An 18,728-nucleotide genomic window follows, 5' to 3' on the forward strand; every position below is an offset into this window, starting at 1 on the left:
GGCGGCCCACGCTCCAAAGCCGGAGTGAGGGCACACCGAGCCCAGGCGAGGTGCCGAGTGGTGGGGCGAGGACCTTTTGGTTACTTTTGGGTCCTTCCAAAAGTGACCCGCTGTAAGAGCGGAACCATAGGTGGCCATTACCGCAGCAACGGATATGTACTCAATCACCGCTGCGCCCCCCAGAAACCGGCACCGCCCTGATCACCGCCCGCGGCGCACCCGGAATCGCCTTCTCCACCGAAGGCAACTGCGGCGCCTGCACATCCGGCATCGCCCAACTATGTTCCGGCTGCAGCCCCCCCTGCGCCCTGCGCATAAACTCATACCGGTTCAAGGTAATACTGCGCCCCGCCCCACTGTCCCGAATAATATACGGCCGCAAAAACACCATCAGGTTGGTCTTGTTCACACTGCGCTTCTCATTACGAAACAACGCCCCCAACCCCGGAATATCCGACAACCACGGCACCGCATCATTACTCTGGCTATACCCATCCTGCAGCAACCCGCCGAGCACCATGATCTGCCCGTCATCCAACAAAATACTGGTATCGATCGCCCGCTTGTTGGTCACCGTGCCCGCGTCCACCGACGCCCGTGTATCCACGGTGCTGACCTCCTGGTAGATATCCAGCTTCACCGTGCCCCCTTCGGAAATCTGCGGCCGCACATTCAGCTTGAGCCCCACTTCTTCACGCTGCACCGTCTGGAACGGGTTGTTGCTGGTCCCCCCGCCACCGGTCACATAGCTGCCGGTGACAAACGGAATGGTCTGGCCGACGAAAATGCTCGCCGCTTCGTTGTCCAGGGTCAGCAGGTTCGGCGTCGACAGCACGTTGGTGCCGCCCTTGCTCTTCAGCGCCCGGGCCAAGACTTTGAGGTCGAGTACCTTGCCGATACCGGGAATATCCACCGTGCCGTTGACCAGCCCCACGTTCAGGCCCTTGGGCAACACGTCGATGCTGGTCTTGCTGGTCGGCGTGCTGTTCACGCCGCTACCGCCCAGGTTGACCCCGCCAAAACCGCCCTTGCCGGCGAGGTTGCCGGCCTGCCATTGCACGCCGAATTCGGTGGCATCGTCTTCGCCGACTTCCACGATCAGGCTTTCGATCACCACCTGGGCGCGGCGTTGGTCGAGCATGTCGATCACTTCGCGCAGGTTGCGGTACAGCGGGTCCGGCGCGGAAATCAGCAGGGTGTTGGTGGTGGCGTCCGCCTGGATGGTCACGCCGCCGGCGCTGAACGCGGTGTCCTGGTTCTCAGTGGAGGTGCCGCTGGTGCTGGGAGTCGAACCGGTGGTTTGCCCATACCCCGACTGCACACCACTGCCAGTCGGCGTGCCGCTGCTGTTTTGCGCATTGCTGGTGCCTTGGGTGTTCTTGCCATTACCGCCCATGGCGCTGAGCTTGCCACGCGCGTCGTCGCTGACGCCGGAATCGCTTTCCCCGGTGAGCAATCCGCGCAGCGACTGGGCCAACTTGCTCGCCTGGGCGTTGCGCAGGTACACCACGTGCATATTGCTGGGGTTGCTCTGCGCGTTGTCGAGCTTGTAGATCAGGTTGCGCGCCAGTTCCGTGCGTTCCGGGCTGCCGGAACGGATGATGATCGAGTTGGAGCGTGGGTCGCCGATCACGTTGATCTTTTGGGTCTGGTCGGCACCCTGGGTTTCCAGCAGCTCCGAGACCATGGCGGCGATGTCCACGGCGATGCCGTTCTGGACCATCACCACGTCGGTGTCGATGGCGCTGGGGGTGTCGATGCCGCTGATGATCTGCGCCACCCGCGCAAGGTTTTCCGCGTAGTCGGTGATGACGATGCTGTTGTTGCCGGGGTAGGCATTGATCGGGTTGTTCGGCGACACGATGGGGCGCAGCACCGGGATCAGGTTCACCGCGTTTTCATATTGCAGGCGAAAGGTGCGGGTCTGCATGCCGCTGCTACCGGCGCTGTAGATCGGCCCGCCGAGCAACTTGGCATCGGCTTCGGGCACGACCTGGGCGACACCGCCCACATCGACCACGCTGAAGCCCTGCATGCGCAGCGCCGCCAACAGCATGTCGTAGGCCTGGTGCGCCGGCACCTGGCCTTCGCTGACCAGGGTGAGGTTGCCCTTTACACGCGGGTCCACCAGGAACTGCTGGCCGGTGGCGCGGGACAGTGCGCGGACCACCGCCTGGATGTCCGCATCGACAAAATTGAGCTGCACCGGCTGGTCACCCAGCGGGTTGCGCGCCTTCACGGCCGCCGGGGCGTGGCCACGGGCGCTGTTGGTCACGCGGTGCTGTACGGGCGGCTTGGATGCGAGGTCGCGCTGGCGGTCCAACACGTTCTCGCCGCTGCGCTGGGTGTTCGCCAACGGTTGACCGAGTTCGCTGTCCACCAGCAACGGCGTGGTTGACGGGTTGCTGCACGCACTCAACGCCAGCACCAGCAAAGGCGCGACCCTACGAAAAGAGGGGACTGACCACTTCATGAAGCTTCCTTAGCGCCAAGCGCCTGATCCATGCGAACGGTCCCGGACACAGTGCCGGCCGAGTTATCGACGGTATCGAGGGCGCGCTGCAAACGCGCCTCAGACACCTCCAGGGAAAACGAACGGGCATTGCCCAACAGCCAGCCCACCACCGCATCCGCCGGGGCGTTGTCGAAGGTCAGGCGCCAACCGCCGGATTCCAGTGCCTGCAATTGGTAATGGCCTTGCAGACCGGCGCCATCCAGGGCTTGGCGCAGTGCGGTGTCGTCGCCCGGCCTGGGCGCGGCGACATCCTGCAACAGCACTTGCAAGGCTTCGGCCTGGGCGCGCAGCTTGGGGGTTTCGGCCTGCCAGTAATCGATCTTCTTCAGCGCGGGCTGCACCAGTACGAGCCAGGTCAGCAGGCTCGCCAGGACCAGGCCGGCCCCACCGAGCAGGCGCTTTTCGCGCAGGGCCAGGCCGTTCCAGAACACCTGGGCCTGGCTGCGCAGTCGCTGGACTTTATTCATCACCGGCCCCTGCGGGTTGTTCTGCGGCCTGCGCCGGGGCAAGGGTCCAGCCATGCTCATCGCGGCTGGCGGTAAAACCGGCCTGGGCCAACGCTGCCTGCCATTCACCTTCGGCCTTTGGGTTGCGACTGTCGGCGAGTAATTCAACGTGCAGGCGCCCCTGCTCAAAGCTCAGGTTGTCGACGCTGCCCACCATGAAGGGCAGGTTATTACCCGCCAGTTGCACCAGGCTGGCGAAGCGTTGCCCTGGGTCGGCCGCCGCGCCGGTCTGGCGGGCGGCCAATTGTTGACGCGCCTGTTGCAACGGGTTGAGCACCACCGGCAATTCGGGAAAGGCCTGGCGCACCTGCTGGCTCATCGATGCCTTGAGTCGCTGGCCTTCCTCCACCTGGCGGGCCGCGTAGAGGTTGAGGCCAACGGTCCAGATGGCCGTGGCCAGCGCCACACAGGCCAGCGCCCTGCCCCATCCGCCGGTCGAGGGTTGGTTGAGGCGACCGTGCAATCCCCAAGCCGGCACCGGCCCGCCCCAACGCTGCGTGGCCTCCACCAGCGGCACATCCAGCGCCTGCAACCCCAACGGGTGCACCGCGCCTTGTTGCAGGCTGTCACGCGTCAACAGATAGCCTTCGTCCAACGCCGCCGCGCCCACCGGCAAGGCATAGGGCGCCGGGTACAGGCCGCGCAGCTTGAGTGGCAGTTGCGCCAGCCGCGTCAACCCGGCCTTGGGCACCCAGGCCACCTGCACGCCCCCATCGCTGTCACGCGGGCCGTGGGCCACCTGCATCTGGTCCACCGGGCCGAGTATCAGCGCCTGCGCGGCACAGGCCACGGCGGCAGCGGTTTTCGCCGCCGGTAATGGCGGCAGATCCAGGCGGGTCAGCAGACTGTCCTGGGGGTGCAGGAAGCAGTCCACTGCCTGGCGGGACTTACCCAGCTGCGCGAGGTGTTCATAGCCCTCTTCAACGACCACGCCACGCTCCAGCCAGGCAAACCTGACCTGGCTTTCAGCGGTCAATTGATCCAGCGGCGGCAAGCCGATGCGCAAGCGTTTCATACGCCCACCCGCGACCAGATCACTCGTGGCTGACGGTCTTCGGGCCGATGCAGCAACGCGTCGATCGTGACCCGGCGCTGCTCACGCCGGGCCTGGCCCTGCAGGCGAAACCACTCACTGGTAATGCCGACCTGCACCGAATCCATCACCACCTGGGGTAAATGCAAGCGGTTGACGAAGTCTCCACGGTTGATAAACCACTGCCCGCTGTCACGCTCAGCCACCAGCCCATGGGCCTGGGACAGGCTGAGCTGCGGCACCACCGCGCTGAGCACTTCGGCGCTGGCAGTGTTGCCGTTGACCCAAGTAGGCCCAGGCAACACGCTGATGTACGCCTGCATGCGCTGCAACACGAGGGGGTCTAGGCCTTCGAGGCCACTCAAGTCATCCAGGCTGCGCAGCATCGGGTATTTGACCGGGGGGAGATAAGAGGCGATCACTCGCTGGCTGACGCGGCGACTCACCGCCGGGTCGACGCCGATCAACTGGCACAGCCGCTCGAAACTCTGCAACTGCTCGCTGTCCACCTGCTGGCGATTGACCAAATTGCGCAGGTTGAACTTGCCTTGCTCGTCCTCAATCCGCCCCTCGAACGCGCCGCCTTGGGCACGGGCCCAGGATTGATCAAGGCGCGTCAGCACCTCCTTTTGGCGCGCGTCCCAGAGCATCTGCCGGCTGCGTTCCAGGCCGCCTTGCAACAGCCACTGGCCCTGGATGCGCAGTTGCTCGGCCTCCAGGCTGCGGGTGAACACGGTCTGGCGTGTGAGCATGGCGCCGGCCAGAACCGCCACCACCGCCGCGATCAGCAAGGCGCTGATAATCGCCATGCCGCGCTGCTTCGCCGCTGGGGGCGAATACCCTTTCATGACGGGCCTTACAACTGCCAGGAGCCGATATCGGCATTGACGCCATCGCCATCCGGTTGGCCGTCGGCACCGAGGGAGAACACATCGACCTCACCGTTGGCGCCCGGGTTGAGGTAGTGATAAGGGTGGCCCCAGGGGTCGTTGGGCAAGCGTTCCAGGTAGGCGCGCCAATTACTGTTCTTCGCATCCGCCGGGCGCTCCACCAGAACTTTCAAGCCCTGGTTCATGCTCGGATAGGTGCCGTGGTCCAGGCGATAGAGTTTCAACGCCTGCATCAGCCCGCCGATGTCCTGCTTGGCCGCCGTGGCCCGCGCCTGGTCCGGACGGTCGAGGACCTTGGGCACCACCATGGCGGCCAGGATCCCGAGGATGACCACCACCACCATGATCTCGATCAGCGTGAAGCCACGCTGGCCGCGAGGGCCCGGCAATGGGGATGTTGGGCGCGCGATATCCATCTCGACATTCCTTGGCTTGAGTGCAATTCGTGGCGCAGTGTTGCAAGAACACATGTCAGTCGTATTGAAAATCCTCGGGAGTTTCGGTCGCCAATCGGTCAACTGCCGGCGCTAGTCTGCGGGCCTGTTTCCCGGCTTTGAGAGCGCCATGTACGGCCGTCGCAACGCGCAAGGTTTTACCCTGATCGAAGTGCTGGTGGCGCTGGCGATTATCGCCGTGGCCATGGCCGCCGCGGTGCGCGTGGCCGGGCTGATGACCCAGAGCAACGGCTTGCTGCGGGACAAGTCGATCGCGTTGCTGGCGGCGCAGAGTCGCCTGGCGGAACTGCGCCTGGAGGGACACTTGCGCAGCGGCAAGCGCACCTTCGTGTGTGACCAAGGCCGCTTGAAGCTGCGTTGCGAGCAGACCATCAACGCCGATGGCCGCCTGTTTCAGGTCAACCTGCAGGTGCTCGACGCCAGCCGCGAAGCGCCGCCCCTGGCGCGCCTGGACACCCAGGTCATGGCCGAGTGAGCAGCGGCAATGCGGGCCCCTGCGGCAACTTGTCGAGGTTGACGCGCAGCTTCTCGCCACCGCGTTCGATCTCCACACCGTCGCCTTCGATGGCCGTCAGCCGCACGCCGGGGCTGAGCCGCTCACCCAACAGAAAGCTGCGCGGCGGGCCGTCATTCAGACTGAGGATCGCCACCGCACCACGGGCACCTGCGAGCACGCCTGTGACTTTGACCTGGAGCGCCGTCGGCGCATTCGAAAACCATTGCAGCGCCGGGTTATCGCTGCGCGCCGCCAACGCCTGGGGCGTGGCTTGCGGGGTGTGGGATTCGGCGCGGGTGAGCAGCAGCGGCGTCCATACCGCCACGCCCGCCAAGGCGGCCAATACGCCCAGCGCCTGCACGCCGTGGGCCAGGGTGATACGAGGGGCAAATGTCATGGGGAGGACCTCCTGTTTGTCCGTCGCACCAGCCTACAGGTCAATTCGCACGCTTTTATTTCACACACTCCCCAGTGTTCCAGGAAGTACGCGATGAAACAGCAAGGCTTCACCCTGATCGAGCTGATGGTGGTGCTGGTGATCATCGGCATCGCCAGCGCCGCCATCAGCCTCACGATCAAACCCGACCCGCTGCACCTGCTGCGCAAGGACGCCGAACGCCTGAGCCAACTGCTGCAAGTCGCCCAAGCCGAAGCCCACGCCGACGGCCGCCCCATCACCTGGCGCGCCGACGCCAAGGGCTTTCGCTTCAACCGCCGCAGCGATGATGGCGCGAGCGTGGAATCCTTCCAGGGCGACAGCCAACTGCGCCCGCGCCTATGGGAAAGCACACCGATGCAAATCAACATCGAACCCCGGCAAACCCTGGTGCTTAATGCCGAATGGATCAACCCACCGCTGCGCGTGGTGCTGTCCGACGGGCAACACAGCCTCAGCCTGCAACGCGACGCCGCCGGCTTGATGCGCGTGGTGAGCCAGCCATGAACCGATCCCAGCACGGCTTCACCCTGATCGAAGTGATGGTGGCGATCATGCTCATGGCGGTGGTCAGCCTGATCGCCTGGCGCGGGCTGGACAGCGTCACCCGTGCGGATCAGCACTTGCAGGCGAGTACCGAGCAAACCGAGGTGTTGCTGAGAGCGTTGAACCAGATGCAGCGGGATATCAGCCTGCGGGCCAGTGTTGAACTGACAGCCCCAGACGCGCCGCAAGACACAGGCTTGGCCGCAATCACGGTGCGCAGTTCCGACAGCAAAGGCTTCCGTCTCGACGTGATCCGCAGCGCCCCGGTGGCAGGCGATGGCCTGCAACGGGTGCGCTGGTGGCTCAAGGGCGACGCCCTGTATCGGGCCGCCGCGCCGACACGTGACCGCTACCCGTTGCCGGCGGCGAAGGATGGGCTGGTGGTGTTGACCGGCGTGAGTGACGTGCAGGTGCGAGTGTGGGAGCCGGATAAGGGCTGGAGGCAGTTAAGCGGGAATCGGCGCGAGGATCCGTTGGGATTGGAAATCAGCCTGGTACGGCAGACGCCGCAGGGGGTGGAAACGTATAGGCAGGTGGTGGGGCCGTTGAAGTGAGTCAGCTCAACAACACCACCCCACCCGGCAACTCCGTGCACTTGGCCCCATAGGCATCCCGGATCAACAACGCCACGCCCGCCAGCTGCTGCAAACTGAACCGCGCCTGCACCCGGCGCTGGCCCAGTTGTTTATTCAGCAACACCAGCATCCCCGGCCGATACCGGTTGATCTCATCCACCACCGTCGCCAGCGTGGCGTTGTTGAACACCAGCACCTGTTCGCGCCAGGCCAGCACCGCCTGGGTGTCCACGCTTGTCACGTCGCTGATTCCGGCGGCGCCGTAGGTCAATTGTCGGCCTTGGTCCAGGCGCACGCTGCGCCCGGCGATATCCACCGAGAGCGAACCCTGGATACAGGTGATACACACGTTATGGTCGGTGTTGCGCACATTGAACCGCGCCTGCGCCGCACTCACCCAGCCCTCGCCGGCCTGGACCTTGAGCGGTTGGGCAACGTGGGCGAACACCTCGACTTCACCTTCGAGCAATTCAATGCCCTGCCCGACCCGGCTGATGCGGGTCTGGGTATTGAGTTCCAGGCTAACCCCCTCGCTCAACACCACTTGGCGCTGCTCGCCGACGGCGGTGCGATAGTCAGCCGTGAGCCCGGCAAAACCGCCCGGTACGCCGACGCGCACCATCACCACGGCCGCCGAAGCGGCGAGCGCACCGCCAAGGAAGGCACGCCGGCCAAAGCTGCGCGGTTGCGACACGTGATCGAGCGCCGGTGCCACTTGCTGCCACAGCGTCTTGGCCTGTTCGAATGCTTGGGCATGCGCGGGGCTCTGCGCGCACCACGCCTTGAGGGCCTTGGCATCGGCCACGGTGGCGCGGCCAGAGGTCAGCAGGACCAGCCAGTCGCGGGCTTCATCGTGCAGGGGGCTGGCGGCGGACTGCCGGGCGGTGGAGAAGCTAAAAATATTCAAGCGCGCACGTACTCACGGTTTTATCAGGGACTCGACACTAAGACGGTTTTCCGGCACCGGGACCGAACCGCTGAATCACTTTTCTTTCCAGGCGCTTGGCACAATGGTCCAAGGCGGCCTTGATTTCTTTCTCGACCATGCGCGTGGAGATGCCGAAACGCTGGGAAATTTCCAGGTGCGGCGCCTCTTCCAGGCGGGCGGCGATCAGGATTTTGCGGCGGCGTGCCGGCAACTCGTAAAGGGCTTTGACCAGGGATTGGATTTCTTTCTGGCCGCCTACCACACGCGAGGGGTCCTGGGCTTCGTCGGCGCTTTGCAACAATTCTTCGACCTCGCTGCCGGTGAGCAAGCGCGCGTCGGCCTGGCGGCGGTCGGCGGCGATGTTCAAGGCCATGCGGTACAGGTAGGCATTGGGCTGTTGCAGGTTTGGCGGCACCTCCATGCGGTCGACCCGCAGGTAGGTTTCGTGCAGCACGTCGTTGGCCAGGTCCTCCGAGCCCAGGCGCTTGCGCAAACGCACCTTGAAGTCTTCGTAGGAGGCCAGGAACAAGCTGACCATGGTGCTGTGCCCGGAGTTTTTCATCCGCCCGAGGCTCCTTTCGCTACTGTGCATTCCATGCGCGTTCCTGTGGTGTCAGGCATCAAAAGTAAAGTCACGGGTTGGCGCAGTGAGCTGGGTGCGGGGCGTTCGACCCGTGTTGTTGCCAGGCTGCGTACCAGTGCTTCATCGCGTTGTTCGTCGCCGGTGGAGCTGACCAACCGGCTGTGTGCAATCACCCCGTCCGGGTTGACCCATACTTGCACCAGCGCACGAAAACCGCCGGGCCGGGTCAGCGGCGAACGGCACAGGCTGGTCTCGATGGCGTGCTGCAATGCCGTCGCATAGCTGGTGTTGATCCGCGCTGTATGCCGTGCCGCCGTCCCCTGAGTCGGGGGTGGCGGGCTGACATCGGGCAGTTGCAAGGTAAATGCATCGCTGCGTGCATAACGTGCCATCAGGCCACTCCCTGTCAGCAACATTGCCAGTGCTTCTTGCGCCGTAAAGCGCCCGCGCACCGCGATGGAGCGCCGGCCCCGCGTCAACTCGCGGTCCACCAGCACGGCCATCCCGGTGGCGCGGCTATACGCTTGCAGTGCGTGTTCCAGGTCTTGCGCCGCAAGGTTCAACGACAGCAGCGGAGCCTCGGCCTGCGCGGCGCGACCACCGAGCAGCAGCAACAGCAAGACCAGGGCGCACACGGCGCGCCGCCAGCCCCCCTGTCCACCCCCTGCTCTGCATCGCTGCACGGCCGACGCGCCCTAGAAAACCGTCATCCTGAGGCCAGTTTATGAACCTGATGTTACGGTGATAGCAAAAAAAACATCACGGTGACGAGCAGCCAGCTGCACTAGACTCTCAAGCCTTACTGGCCCACTCCTGCGGGCCCGCCAGGAGGCTCCGATGAAAGTGTTAGCGTCCCTTGCCAGCCTGTTGCTGTGCACTGCCCTGCCCTTGATCGCCCATGCCGACACTTGCGCAGAGGTCACGGTGGATGGCTACAAGGCGCCTGACTATGGCTGCCTCAGCCAACAGATGGGCAGTGAAACGAATGCGACAACAGCGACGCAAAAAAACCGCGAGGCGCAGCACATCGCCGTCGAAAAGCGCCTGCCCAATAAAGTGGGTTTAGCCACTCCGGCGGCGACCAGTGTGCGTATGGGCAACACCTTCGGTACGTCGGTGAAACCGCAGCGGCCCTAAGCCGTCAGGCAGATAGCCTCTCTCGGTCTGCAGTGCGCCCATAAAATTGTGGGAGGGGGCTTGCTCCCGATGGCGGTGGGTCAGTCACAGACGTTCTGACCGGAACACCGCTATCGGGAGCAAGCCCCCTCCCACGGGGTTCTACAGGGGTTTATAGCGTGCGTTTCAAGCCGCGTGGCTTTCCTTTTTCAAGCTGTCCATGTCGATCACGAACCGATACTTCACATCGCCCTTGAGCATGCGCTCATAGGCCTCGTTGATGCCCTGGATATCGATCATCTCGATGTCGGAGACAATCCCGTGCTTGGCGCAGAAGTCCAGCATGTCCTGGGTCTCCTGGATCCCACCGATCAGCGAACCGGCCAGGCTGCGGCGCTTGAAGATCAGGTTGAACACGGTCGGCGACGGGTGCGGGCTGTCGGGGGCGCCGACCAGGGTCATGGTGCCGTCGCGCTTGAGCAGGTTGAGAAAGGCGTCGAGGTCGTGCGGCGCGGCGACGGTGTTGAGGATGAAGTCCAGGCTGTTGGCGACCTTGGCCATTTCGTCCGGGTTCTTCGACACCACCACTTGGTCGGCGCCCAGGCGCAGGCCGTCTTCGCGCTTGTTCGGCGAGGTGGTGAACAACGTGACGTGCGCGCCCATGGCGTGGGCGATCTTCACCGCCATATGCCCCAGCCCACCGAGGCCCACCACACCGACCTTCTTGCCGGGGCCGACCTTCCAGTGATGCAGCGGCGAGTAGGTGGTGATGCCCGCGCACAGCAACGGCGCGACAGCGGCCAGGTTGGAATCGTCGTGGGAGATGCGCAGCACGAACTTCTCCTTGACCACGATGCTGTCCGAGTAGCCGCCAAAGGTGTTTTCACCCCCGAAAACCGGACCGTTGTAGGTGCCGGTAAAGCCGCTCTCGCAGTATTGCTCCTCGCCTTCGGCGCACGACGCGCAGTGCTGGCAGCTGTCGACCATGCAGCCGACACCGGCCAGGTCGCCGACCTTGAAGGTCGTCACATTGCCCCCGACCGCCGTCACGCGGCCGACAATTTCATGGCCCGGCACGGAGGGGTAAAGGGTGTTCTTCCACTCGTTGCGCGCGGTGTGCAGGTCGGAGTGGCACACGCCGCAATAGAGAATGTCGATCTGTACGTCATCCGCCCCCGGCGCGCGGCGCTCGAAGGTGAAGGGTTTGAGGGCATCCTTGGCGTTCTGGGCGGCGTAGCTGTAAGTCTTGGCCATTTCGTTCACCTGTGTGATCTGACGGTAGAAGTCAGTGGACCAGCATAGACGCTGAACCGTTCAACCGAGCACGTCTGTACAATTTCCTTCGCCTCTGTGCCCCTAACCTCACGGCTTCAATCGCGTAGAAGTGCTGGAGAGTGGGCATGCGTAGCAAAGCAATCAAGGTATCTGTGGCATTGACGCTGCTGGCGAGCGCAATGATGGGCAATGCCTTCGCGGCAACCCCGAGCGTGGCCGTGGCCCCGCAATACGACACCAGCCACGTCTATGTGGCGCCGGCCGATGTCGACCGTTTCGCCCAGAGTTTCCTGGCCACCTTCGGCGGTAAAAGCACCGCCCAGGTGGTGGTGAATGTGCTGCCGGTGCCCAGCAGCACCACCTCGCAATTGCTGCAGACGCCGGCGGGCACGGTGTCGCTGTTTGGTTTCACCACGCCGATCCCGCACCCGTTCGGCCAGGAGCGCAACGGTTACCTGGTCAAGGACATGGACGTCGCCCTCAAGGCCGCGCGGGAAAACGGCGCGGCGGTGATCGTCAGCGACTTCCCCGACCCGATCGGCCGTGACGCGGTGGTGCAGTGGCCAGGCGGTGTGAACATGCAATTCTACTGGCACACCAAGACCCCGGATTACGCAGCGTTCCAGACCGTGCCGGAAAACCGCGTGTACCTCAGCGCCGACCGTGCCGACCGCTTTATCAAGGCGTTCCTCGGCTTCTCTCACGGCAAAGTCCTGGCCGATGACAAACACGCGCCGGGCGTGGACATCGGTCAAGCCAATGGCAGCTATCGGCGTGTCGACATCGAGTCGCCGTTCGGGCGCATGGCGGTACTGGTCACCAACGGCCAACTGCCCTACCCGTTCGGCCACGAGACCACCGGCTATCAAGTGGCTGACCTGACGGCCACCCTGGGCAAAGCCACCGGTTCCGGCGCCACCGTGGTGGTGCCGGCCTTTGAGAGTAAAGGCCGTCGCAGTGCACTGGTGGAATTCCCCGGCGGCTATGTCGCGGAGATTCATCAACTCAACGCAGCAAAATGACGCGCCGCACAGGCTGGGGCCTGGCCGTGCTGTGGCCGCTGCTCGCCGGCAGCGTCCACGCCGATGAGCAAGCGACACGCCCGGCCATCAAGGCCAACCGCTGGCAGGAAGACTGGTCGGTGCTGCAGAACCCGGCGCTGCGCACGCAGCCGCTGGACACCTTGAAGTACATCCCGTTGTCGAGTGCCGACCCGTTGACCTACCTGTCGCTCGGTGCGACGTTGCGCGAGCGCTTCGAGATGAACGACGCCAGTGGTTTCGGCGTGCGCGACGTGAAGCGTGACCGCTACCTGATCCAGCGTTTCCAGGTGCATGCCGACCTGCACCTGAACGAAAACTGGCGGGTATTCACCCAACTCGAAGACGTGCGCGCCTACGACAAAACCACGATTGGCGGCGCCGACCAGAACCGTGTCGACCTGCGCCTGGCCTTTGCCGAATACGTGAATACCTTCAGCAGCGGCACGTTGAAGGCCCGCGTCGGGCGCCAGGATTTCGCCTTCGATTTGCAGCGTTTCATCTCGTCGCGGGACGGCCCGAATGTGCGGCAGTCCTTCGATGCGCTGTGGGCCGACTGGGAGACGTCCAACTGGCGTTTTATCGGGATTGCCAGCCAGCCGGTGCAGTATCAGGACGGGCGGCACTTCGACGACAAGTCCAACAGTGACGCGCGCTTCCATATGCTGCGCGTGGAGCGGCTGGTGGGCGGCAAGAACGAACTGTCGGCCTACTACGGCGTGTATGAACGCAGCGCGGCGCATTACCTCGACGCGGACGGCGACGAGACCCGCCACCTGTTCGACGCCCGCCTGGGCGGCGCGGCCATGGGTTTTGACTGGGACGTCGAAGCGATGCTGCAAAGCGGCTCGGTGGGCAGCAAGGATATCCGCGCCTGGGCCGGTGGCAGCCGCACCGGCTACACCTTCGACAGCCTGGCCTGGACACCGCGCTTGGGCCTGCAACTGGACATCGCCTCAGGCGACCGTAAAACCGGGGACGGCACCGTCGGCACGTTCAACCCGCTGTTCCCCAACGGCTATTACTTTTCCCTCGCGGGCTACACCGGCTACAGCAACTTGATTCACGTCAAGCCGTCGATCACCGTCAAGCCGATCGACAAGCTCAGCGTGCAAACCGCCATCGGCCTACTGTGGCGACAAACCACCAGCGATGCGGTGTACACCCAACCGAACCTGCCCGTCGCCGGAACCGCCGACCAAGGTGAACGTTGGACGGGTGCCTACGGTCAGCTGCGTACCGACTATGTGTTTACGCCGAACCTCACCGGCGCCGTCGAAGCCGTGCATTACGCGGTCGGCCGAACCCTGCGCGATGCCGGCGGTGATGACAGCAATTACCTGGGCGTCGAGCTGAAATTCAGCTGGTAGCCCCAACCAAGCACACCCATACAAGCCCGGCGCACGCTTTATACCCATAGTGACGCTGAGCCATTTTCCCGCTACCAAGGAGTTTTCCATGAGCACATTTGTTGCCAAAGACGGTACCCAGATCTACTTCAAGGACTGGGGCAGCGGTAAGCCCGTGCTGTTCAGCCACGGCTGGCCGCTGGATGCCGACATGTGGGAATACCAGATGGAATACCTGAGCAGCCGTGGCTTTCGAACCCTCGCGTTCGACCGCCGTGGCTTTGGCCGCTCGGACCAACCCTGGACCGGTAACGACTACGACACCTTCGCCGACGACATCGCGCAGTTGATCGAGCACCTGGACCTCAAGGACGTGACCCTGGTGGGCTTCTCCATGGGCGGCGGCGACGTCGCGCGCTACATCGCCCGCCACGGCAGCGCACGGGTTGCCGGCCTGGTGCTGCTGGGTGCGGTGACGCCGCTCTTCGGCCAGAAACCGGATTACCCGCAGGGCGTTCCGACTGAAGTGTTCGATGGCATCAAGGCTGGCCTGCTGAAGGATCGCGCGCAGTTCATCGCCGACTTCAATACGCCGTTCTTCGGCATCAACAAGGGCCAGACCGTCTCCGCAGGCGTGTTGACCCAGACCCTGCAGATCGCCTTGTTGGCGTCGCTGAAGTCGACCGTGGATTGCGTCACTGCATTCTCTGAAACCGACTTCCGCCCGGACATGGCCAAGATCGACGTGCCGACCTTGGTCATCCACGGCGATGGCGACCAGATCGTTCCATTCGAAACCACCGGTAAAGTCGCCGCGGCCTCGATCAAGGGTGCCGAATTGAAAGTCTACAAGGATGCGCCACACGGGTTCGCCGTGACCCACGCGCAGCAGTTGAATGAAGACCTGCTGGCGTTCCTGAACCGCTGAAACACCTGAACCACCCTCTCCTTATTTTGGCCGGGCTTGCCCGTCATGCCAGTCAGTTAAGGGTGAGCACCGTACCTGTGGCGAGGGAGCTTGCTCCCGCTGGGTCGCGAAGCGGCCCCAGCTCTTTGTTTCAAAAGACTGGGACTGCTACGCAGTCCAGCGGGAGCAAGCTCCCTCGCCACAGGTACGGTGCTCACCCTTAACTGACTGGCATTAGTTGCCCGGCCTTTTTTTGCTCAGGAGAAACGCTGGCTCAAGACCAGGCGCCCTGGTCCAGCGATCAATACGCTGGTGAAAATGATCAACAGCAGCCAGCCGAACTGCCCTTCGAACAACGTCCACTCCGGGTGCACCACCACCATGGCGATCAACAGCACCGCCAGGATCGGCAGGCACGCCAGGCGCACCAACGCTCCGGCAATGATCAGCACCGGGCACAGCACTTCGGCGAATATTGCCAGCAGCAGCGTGACGTGGGCGCCCAAGTGAAACGGGTCCTCGATCAGTTTCAGTTGTTCGCTGTAATTCAATAACTTGGGCAAACCGTGTACCCACAGCAGGAACAGCGCCCCGCTGACCCGCAGAAACAACAGCCCCAAGTCCTGACTTTTCGATTCGTTCATACGTGCTCTCGGTGGGTGGACACAAACATCGATTGTGTCGACCAAACCCTCCGCCTGCTTGCAAGCCTGTGCTGACCTCAGCCCCCGGTGCCGGCAAAGGCGGCGACGATTTCGTCGATCACCACGCGCACGCGTGCCGTGTGGCGCAGGTCGGCGTGGGTCACCAGCCACACGTCATACGGCAAGGGCCGCGTGCGCTCGGGCCACAGGCGCACCAGCCCGTCGCGCTCGCCGGTGTACACCGGGATCTCGCCGATGCCGATGCCGGCAGCGATGGAGCGGCGCACCAGCAGGCTGGAACTCAAGGCCGCGACGATACGCCCGCGCCCCAGGGGTTCAGAGACCAAGGCCATGTCCTTCTGGCTTTGCAGGTAGGGCTGGTAGACGACCAAGTCATGCCCGTCGAACAGGCTGCCGGGCTCGGGCACGCCGTGGCGGTCGATGTAGCCCTGGGAGGCAAACAGCCCGACCGACCAACGGGCGATGCGCCGTGCGATCAGGTCGGGGTTATCGGGGCGGGTGTTGCGCACGGCGATATCGGCTTCACGCTTGGCCAGGCTGAGGATCTGCGTAGAAGCGTCCAACTGCACGCGCACGTCGGGGTGTTTGGCGTGCAGGCAGGCAATGGCCGGGATCAGGAAATCGATGGCCAGGGAGTCGGTGGTGCTGACCCGCACGGTGCCGGTCAAGCGCTCGTCCAGGCCTTGGATCTGGCGCTCAAGGTCGAGGGCCGAGCGCTCCATTTTCTCCACCGAGAGCAAGGCTGCCTCGCCTACCGCCGTGAGCGCATACCCCTCGGACGTGCGCAGGAACAAGGTGGCGCTCAGGGACTTTTCCAAGGCGTTGACCCGCCGGCCCACCGTGGCCTGATCCACGCCCAGCACCCTTGCGGCACCGCGCAGCGTGGATTCGCGGCAGACCGCCAGGAACACTCGCGCATCATCCCAATTCATACTTGCCCCTTGTGATGCATATATGCATCGCTATGCTGTTTAATCGCAGCATTATTGCATCAACAAACCTGGATATGCTGGGCGCCAGAGAAAAATACCCAGGACCGCCATCATGCTCGACACCCCCACTCCACCTCGCCGCTCAGTCTGGCTGCCGATCTTCGCCGGCCTCTGCGCCAGCCTGGTCAGCATCGGCCTGGCGCGGTTCGCCTATACGCCGTTGATCCCGACCTTGATCCAGGCGCAGTGGTTTTCCGCCAGCGACGTGGTCTACCTCGGTGCCGCCAACCTGGTGGGTTACCTGATCGGCGCGCTGATCGGTCGGCCCATCGCCCAGCGCACCTCCAACAAGACCGCCCTGCGCACCATGATGGTGGCGGTGACCTTGGCGTTCTTCGCCTGTGGCTTCCCGCTGTCGGTGGTGTGGTTCTTTGCCTGGCGCCTGCTCTCGGGCATTGCCGGGGGCGCGATCATGGTGCTGGTAGCAGCGACCGTGCTGCCCCATGTACCGGCGGCGCGTCGGGGCCTGGCCAGCGGCGCGATCTTCCTCGGCATCGGCCTGGGCATTGCCGGCTCCGGCACCCTCGTGCCGCCGCTGCTGAGCCTGGGGTTGCAGCAGACCTGGTTTGGCCTGGGCCTGTTGGCGCTGGTGTTGACGGCCGCCAGTTGGTTCGCCTGGCCCACCGGTACGCTGCAGGAAGCCGCGGCCCCTACGGACACCTCAGCGCGGACGCCGTCCGGCGTGTACCTGTTGTTTGCCCAGTACGCCTTCATGGCGGCGGGCCTGGTGCCGGCGATGGTGTTCCTGGTGGATTACGTGGCCCGTGGCCTGGGTGACGGCGCACACGTCGGCGCGATGATCTGGGTGATGTACGGCCTGGGCGCGATTGTGGGGCCGGTGACCTACGGTTTCCTCGCCGATAAACTCGGTGCACGCTTGAGTATCCGCGTGGTGCTGGTGGTGCAGGCGATTGCCGTCGGGTTGTTGCCATTCGCCGGCTCGTTCAGCGCCCTCGCGGTGCTGGCGGTGATCCTCGGCTCTTTCCCGCCGGGCATCGTGCCGCTGGCACTGGCGCGGGTGCATGAACTGCTGCCCAATCATCACCAGCAGCAAGTGGCCTGGAGCCGCGCTACTGTGTCCTTCGCGACGTTCCAGGCGCTGTCCGGGTTTGCCTACTCGGCGCTGTTCAACAGCAGCGGCGGCCAGCATGCGCTGTTGTTCATGATCGCCGCCGGGGCCATCGTGGTCGCGCTGGCCCTGGAACTGGGCATGATTATGCTGAACCGTCGACCGCTTGGTACGGTCCCAACCCATACGCTCATCGCTGCAGGTACTCTGAAATGACGCTTCCTCAAGAAATGACTCTGATCGAAATCACCACCCCCGGCGGGCCTGAAGTGCTGCAACCGCGCCGCGCCGAGGTGCCTGTCGCAGGCCCCGGCGAGATCCTGATCCGCGTGCATGCCGCCGGGGTCAACCGCCCTGACGCCCTGCAACGCGCCGGCAAGTACCCGATGAAACCCGGCTTCAGCCCGATCCCAGGGTTGGAGGTGGCCGGTGAAGTGGTGGCGTTGGGCGATGGCGTGAGCGAATACCAGTTGGGCGACAAGGTTTGCGCCCTGACCAATGGCGGCGGCTACGCGCAGTTCTGCAGCGTACCGGCCAGCCAGGCCTTGCCGATCCCCGAGGGCATGGACTGGATCCAAGCCGCCGCTGTGCCGGAAACCTTCTTCACCGTCTGGGCCAACCTGTTTGGCCTTGGCGATGCGCACACCGGTCAGCGCGTGCTGATCCATGGCGGCACCAGCGGTATCGGCACCACCGCGCTGATGCTGTGCCGCGAGTTCGGCATCCAGGCCTTCGCCACCGCCGGCAGCGCCGACAAATGCGCAGCCATTGCCACGCTGGGCGCTGAGCCGATCAATTACCGCGAGCAGGATTTTGCCGAGGTCATCGCCCAGAAGACCGATGACCAGGGCGTGAATGTCATCCTTGACATCATGGGCGCCTCCTACCTCAACAACAACCTCAAGGCCCTGGCCATGGACGGTCACCTGGTGATGCTGGGCTTTCTCGGCGGTGGCAAGGCCAATGATGTCGACCTGCTGAGCATTCTCGCCAAACGCGCGGTGATTACCGGGTCACTTCTGCGAGCACGCAGCAAAGACGAAAAAGCCGCCATCGCTGAACAGTTGCGCGAGTACATTTGGCCGGTGCTGGCCGCCGGGCGTTGCTTGCCGATCATTGACAAGGTGTACGCCTACACCGACGCGGCCCAGGCTCATGCGCGGATGGAGGGTGGGGATCATATTGGCAAGATTGTGTTGCGGGTGGAGTAATACAGGGAGCGGGCTTGTTCTGGTCAAGTTTTTCCGGACACCGACTACGGTAATTAAGCGGCCTGCTGCTCCATTGCTATTGGCGACAGGTAGTTGTTGTAGCTGTGGAGCCTGATTCGGTTGTATCGCATGAAGAAGCTG

Annotated in this window: 21 protein-coding genes; 9 read left to right on the forward strand and 12 right to left on the reverse strand. The window is 63.9% G+C overall.

Features of this window, described 5'->3' with window-relative positions; translation table 11 throughout:
• Positions 1-160 precede the first annotated feature (160 nt).
• Genes gspD through gspG form a run of 5 tightly spaced genes read right to left on the reverse strand, consistent with a single transcriptional unit; the run spans position 161 to position 5,360 of the window.
• Complete coding sequence (gspD, locus tag K7431_RS30025; protein ID WP_012723645.1) at positions 161-2,473, reverse strand: type II secretion system secretin GspD; 2,313 nt, start codon at positions 2,471-2,473, stop codon at positions 161-163.
• Entirely contained in the window at positions 2,470-2,982 is a 513-nt protein-coding gene (gene gspM / locus K7431_RS30030) for a type II secretion system protein GspM (protein WP_012723644.1), read from the reverse strand. The genes gspD and gspM overlap by 4 nt, the downstream gene beginning before the upstream one ends.
• Positions 2,975-4,036, reverse strand: a complete 1,062-nt coding sequence (gspL, locus tag K7431_RS30035; RefSeq protein WP_012723643.1) for a type II secretion system protein GspL — start codon at positions 4,034-4,036, stop codon at positions 2,975-2,977. The genes gspM and gspL overlap by 8 nt, the downstream gene beginning before the upstream one ends.
• Positions 4,033-4,902 carry a type II secretion system minor pseudopilin GspK gene (gene gspK / locus K7431_RS30040; RefSeq protein ID WP_012723642.1) on the reverse strand — a complete coding sequence of 290 codons (870 nt, stop codon included), beginning with the start codon at positions 4,900-4,902 and terminating at the stop codon, positions 4,033-4,035. The genes gspL and gspK overlap by 4 nt, the downstream gene beginning before the upstream one ends.
• A gap of 8 nt (positions 4,903-4,910) precedes the next feature.
• The gene (gene gspG, locus K7431_RS30045; protein ID WP_012723641.1) at positions 4,911-5,360 is read right to left on the reverse strand and encodes a type II secretion system major pseudopilin GspG; all 450 of its coding nucleotides are present in this window, start codon (positions 5,358-5,360) and stop codon (positions 4,911-4,913) included.
• A gap of 148 nt (positions 5,361-5,508) precedes the next feature.
• On the opposite strand from gspG, the gene gspI reads away from it, so the two are divergent.
• Positions 5,509-5,874 (forward strand): type II secretion system minor pseudopilin GspI, encoded by a 366-nt coding sequence (gspI, locus tag K7431_RS30050; protein ID WP_012723640.1) that lies wholly within the window; start codon positions 5,509-5,511, stop codon positions 5,872-5,874.
• Here gspI and K7431_RS30055 read toward each other — a convergent pair.
• Complete coding sequence (locus K7431_RS30055) at positions 5,861-6,292, reverse strand: type II secretion system protein N (RefSeq protein ID WP_012723639.1); 432 nt, start codon at positions 6,290-6,292, stop codon at positions 5,861-5,863. The genes gspI and K7431_RS30055 overlap by 14 nt on opposite strands.
• Positions 6,293-6,385: 93 nt before the next feature.
• On the opposite strand from K7431_RS30055, the gene gspH reads away from it, so the two are divergent.
• Together gspH and K7431_RS30065 are read left to right on the forward strand one after the other, a co-directional pair.
• Complete coding sequence (gspH, locus tag K7431_RS30060) at positions 6,386-6,838, forward strand: type II secretion system minor pseudopilin GspH (protein WP_012723638.1); 453 nt, start codon at positions 6,386-6,388, stop codon at positions 6,836-6,838.
• On the forward strand, positions 6,835-7,431 hold the full coding sequence (locus K7431_RS30065; protein ID WP_012723637.1) for a prepilin-type N-terminal cleavage/methylation domain-containing protein: 597 nt from the start codon (positions 6,835-6,837) through the stop codon (positions 7,429-7,431). The genes gspH and K7431_RS30065 overlap by 4 nt, the downstream gene beginning before the upstream one ends.
• A gap of 1 nt (position 7,432) precedes the next feature.
• On the opposite strand, the gene K7431_RS30070 is transcribed toward K7431_RS30065, so the two are convergent.
• The 3 genes from K7431_RS30070 to K7431_RS30080 are packed head-to-tail and all read right to left on the reverse strand — an operon-like array spanning position 7,433 to position 9,598.
• A complete protein-coding gene (locus K7431_RS30070) occupies positions 7,433-8,359 on the reverse strand; it encodes a FecR family protein (protein WP_012723636.1) in 927 nt (308 codons plus the stop codon).
• A gap of 37 nt (positions 8,360-8,396) precedes the next feature.
• Positions 8,397-8,942: an RNA polymerase sigma factor gene (locus tag K7431_RS30075; protein ID WP_012723635.1), complete on the reverse strand. Its 546-nt coding sequence runs from the start codon at positions 8,940-8,942 to the stop codon at positions 8,397-8,399.
• Positions 8,939-9,598 (reverse strand): secretin and TonB N-terminal domain-containing protein, encoded by a 660-nt coding sequence (locus K7431_RS30080; RefSeq protein WP_370636195.1) that lies wholly within the window; start codon positions 9,596-9,598, stop codon positions 8,939-8,941. The genes K7431_RS30075 and K7431_RS30080 overlap by 4 nt, the downstream gene beginning before the upstream one ends.
• Before the next feature lie 202 nt (positions 9,599-9,800).
• Here K7431_RS30080 and K7431_RS30085 point away from each other — a divergent pair, with 202 nt between their 5' ends.
• Entirely contained in the window at positions 9,801-10,100 is a 300-nt protein-coding gene (locus tag K7431_RS30085; RefSeq protein WP_012723633.1) for a hypothetical protein, read from the forward strand.
• A 165-nt stretch (positions 10,101-10,265) separates the two neighbouring features.
• Here the strand turns inward: K7431_RS30085 and K7431_RS30090 are convergent, their stop codons facing one another.
• Positions 10,266-11,333 carry an NAD(P)-dependent alcohol dehydrogenase gene (locus tag K7431_RS30090; RefSeq protein ID WP_012723632.1) on the reverse strand — a complete coding sequence of 356 codons (1,068 nt, stop codon included), beginning with the start codon at positions 11,331-11,333 and terminating at the stop codon, positions 10,266-10,268.
• Between the two features lie 146 nt (positions 11,334-11,479).
• On the opposite strand from K7431_RS30090, the gene K7431_RS30095 reads away from it, so the two are divergent.
• The 3 genes from K7431_RS30095 to K7431_RS30105 all read left to right on the forward strand — a co-directional run bounded on the left by K7431_RS30095 (position 11,480) and on the right by K7431_RS30105 (position 14,671).
• Positions 11,480-12,376, forward strand: a complete 897-nt coding sequence (locus tag K7431_RS30095; protein ID WP_043205182.1) for a VOC family protein — start codon at positions 11,480-11,482, stop codon at positions 12,374-12,376.
• Positions 12,373-13,764 carry an alginate export family protein gene (locus K7431_RS30100; protein WP_012723630.1) on the forward strand — a complete coding sequence of 464 codons (1,392 nt, stop codon included), beginning with the start codon at positions 12,373-12,375 and terminating at the stop codon, positions 13,762-13,764. Before K7431_RS30095 ends, K7431_RS30100 begins: the two co-directional genes overlap by 4 nt.
• Positions 13,765-13,852: 88 nt before the next feature.
• On the forward strand, positions 13,853-14,671 hold the full coding sequence (locus tag K7431_RS30105) for an alpha/beta fold hydrolase (protein ID WP_012723629.1): 819 nt from the start codon (positions 13,853-13,855) through the stop codon (positions 14,669-14,671).
• A 236-nt stretch (positions 14,672-14,907) separates the two neighbouring features.
• Here K7431_RS30105 and K7431_RS30110 read toward each other — a convergent pair whose 3' ends face one another.
• On the reverse strand, positions 14,908-15,294 hold the full coding sequence (locus tag K7431_RS30110) for a DoxX family protein (RefSeq protein WP_043205181.1): 387 nt from the start codon (positions 15,292-15,294) through the stop codon (positions 14,908-14,910).
• 77 nt (positions 15,295-15,371) lie between these two features.
• Entirely contained in the window at positions 15,372-16,247 is an 876-nt protein-coding gene (locus tag K7431_RS30115) for a LysR family transcriptional regulator (RefSeq protein WP_012723627.1), read from the reverse strand.
• Positions 16,248-16,359: 112 nt separating this feature from the next.
• Here K7431_RS30115 and K7431_RS30120 point away from each other — a divergent pair, with 112 nt between their 5' ends.
• Positions 16,360-17,592, forward strand: a complete 1,233-nt coding sequence (locus K7431_RS30120) for a YbfB/YjiJ family MFS transporter (protein WP_012723626.1) — start codon at positions 16,360-16,362, stop codon at positions 17,590-17,592.
• Positions 17,589-18,587 carry an NAD(P)H-quinone oxidoreductase gene (locus K7431_RS30125; RefSeq protein ID WP_012723625.1) on the forward strand — a complete coding sequence of 333 codons (999 nt, stop codon included), beginning with the start codon at positions 17,589-17,591 and terminating at the stop codon, positions 18,585-18,587. The genes K7431_RS30120 and K7431_RS30125 overlap by 4 nt, the downstream gene beginning before the upstream one ends.
• Positions 18,588-18,728 lie beyond the last annotated feature (141 nt).

The organism is Pseudomonas fluorescens group sp., from assembly GCF_020093335.1.
Lineage (GTDB): Bacteria > Pseudomonadota > Gammaproteobacteria > Pseudomonadales > Pseudomonadaceae > Aquipseudomonas > Aquipseudomonas petroselini.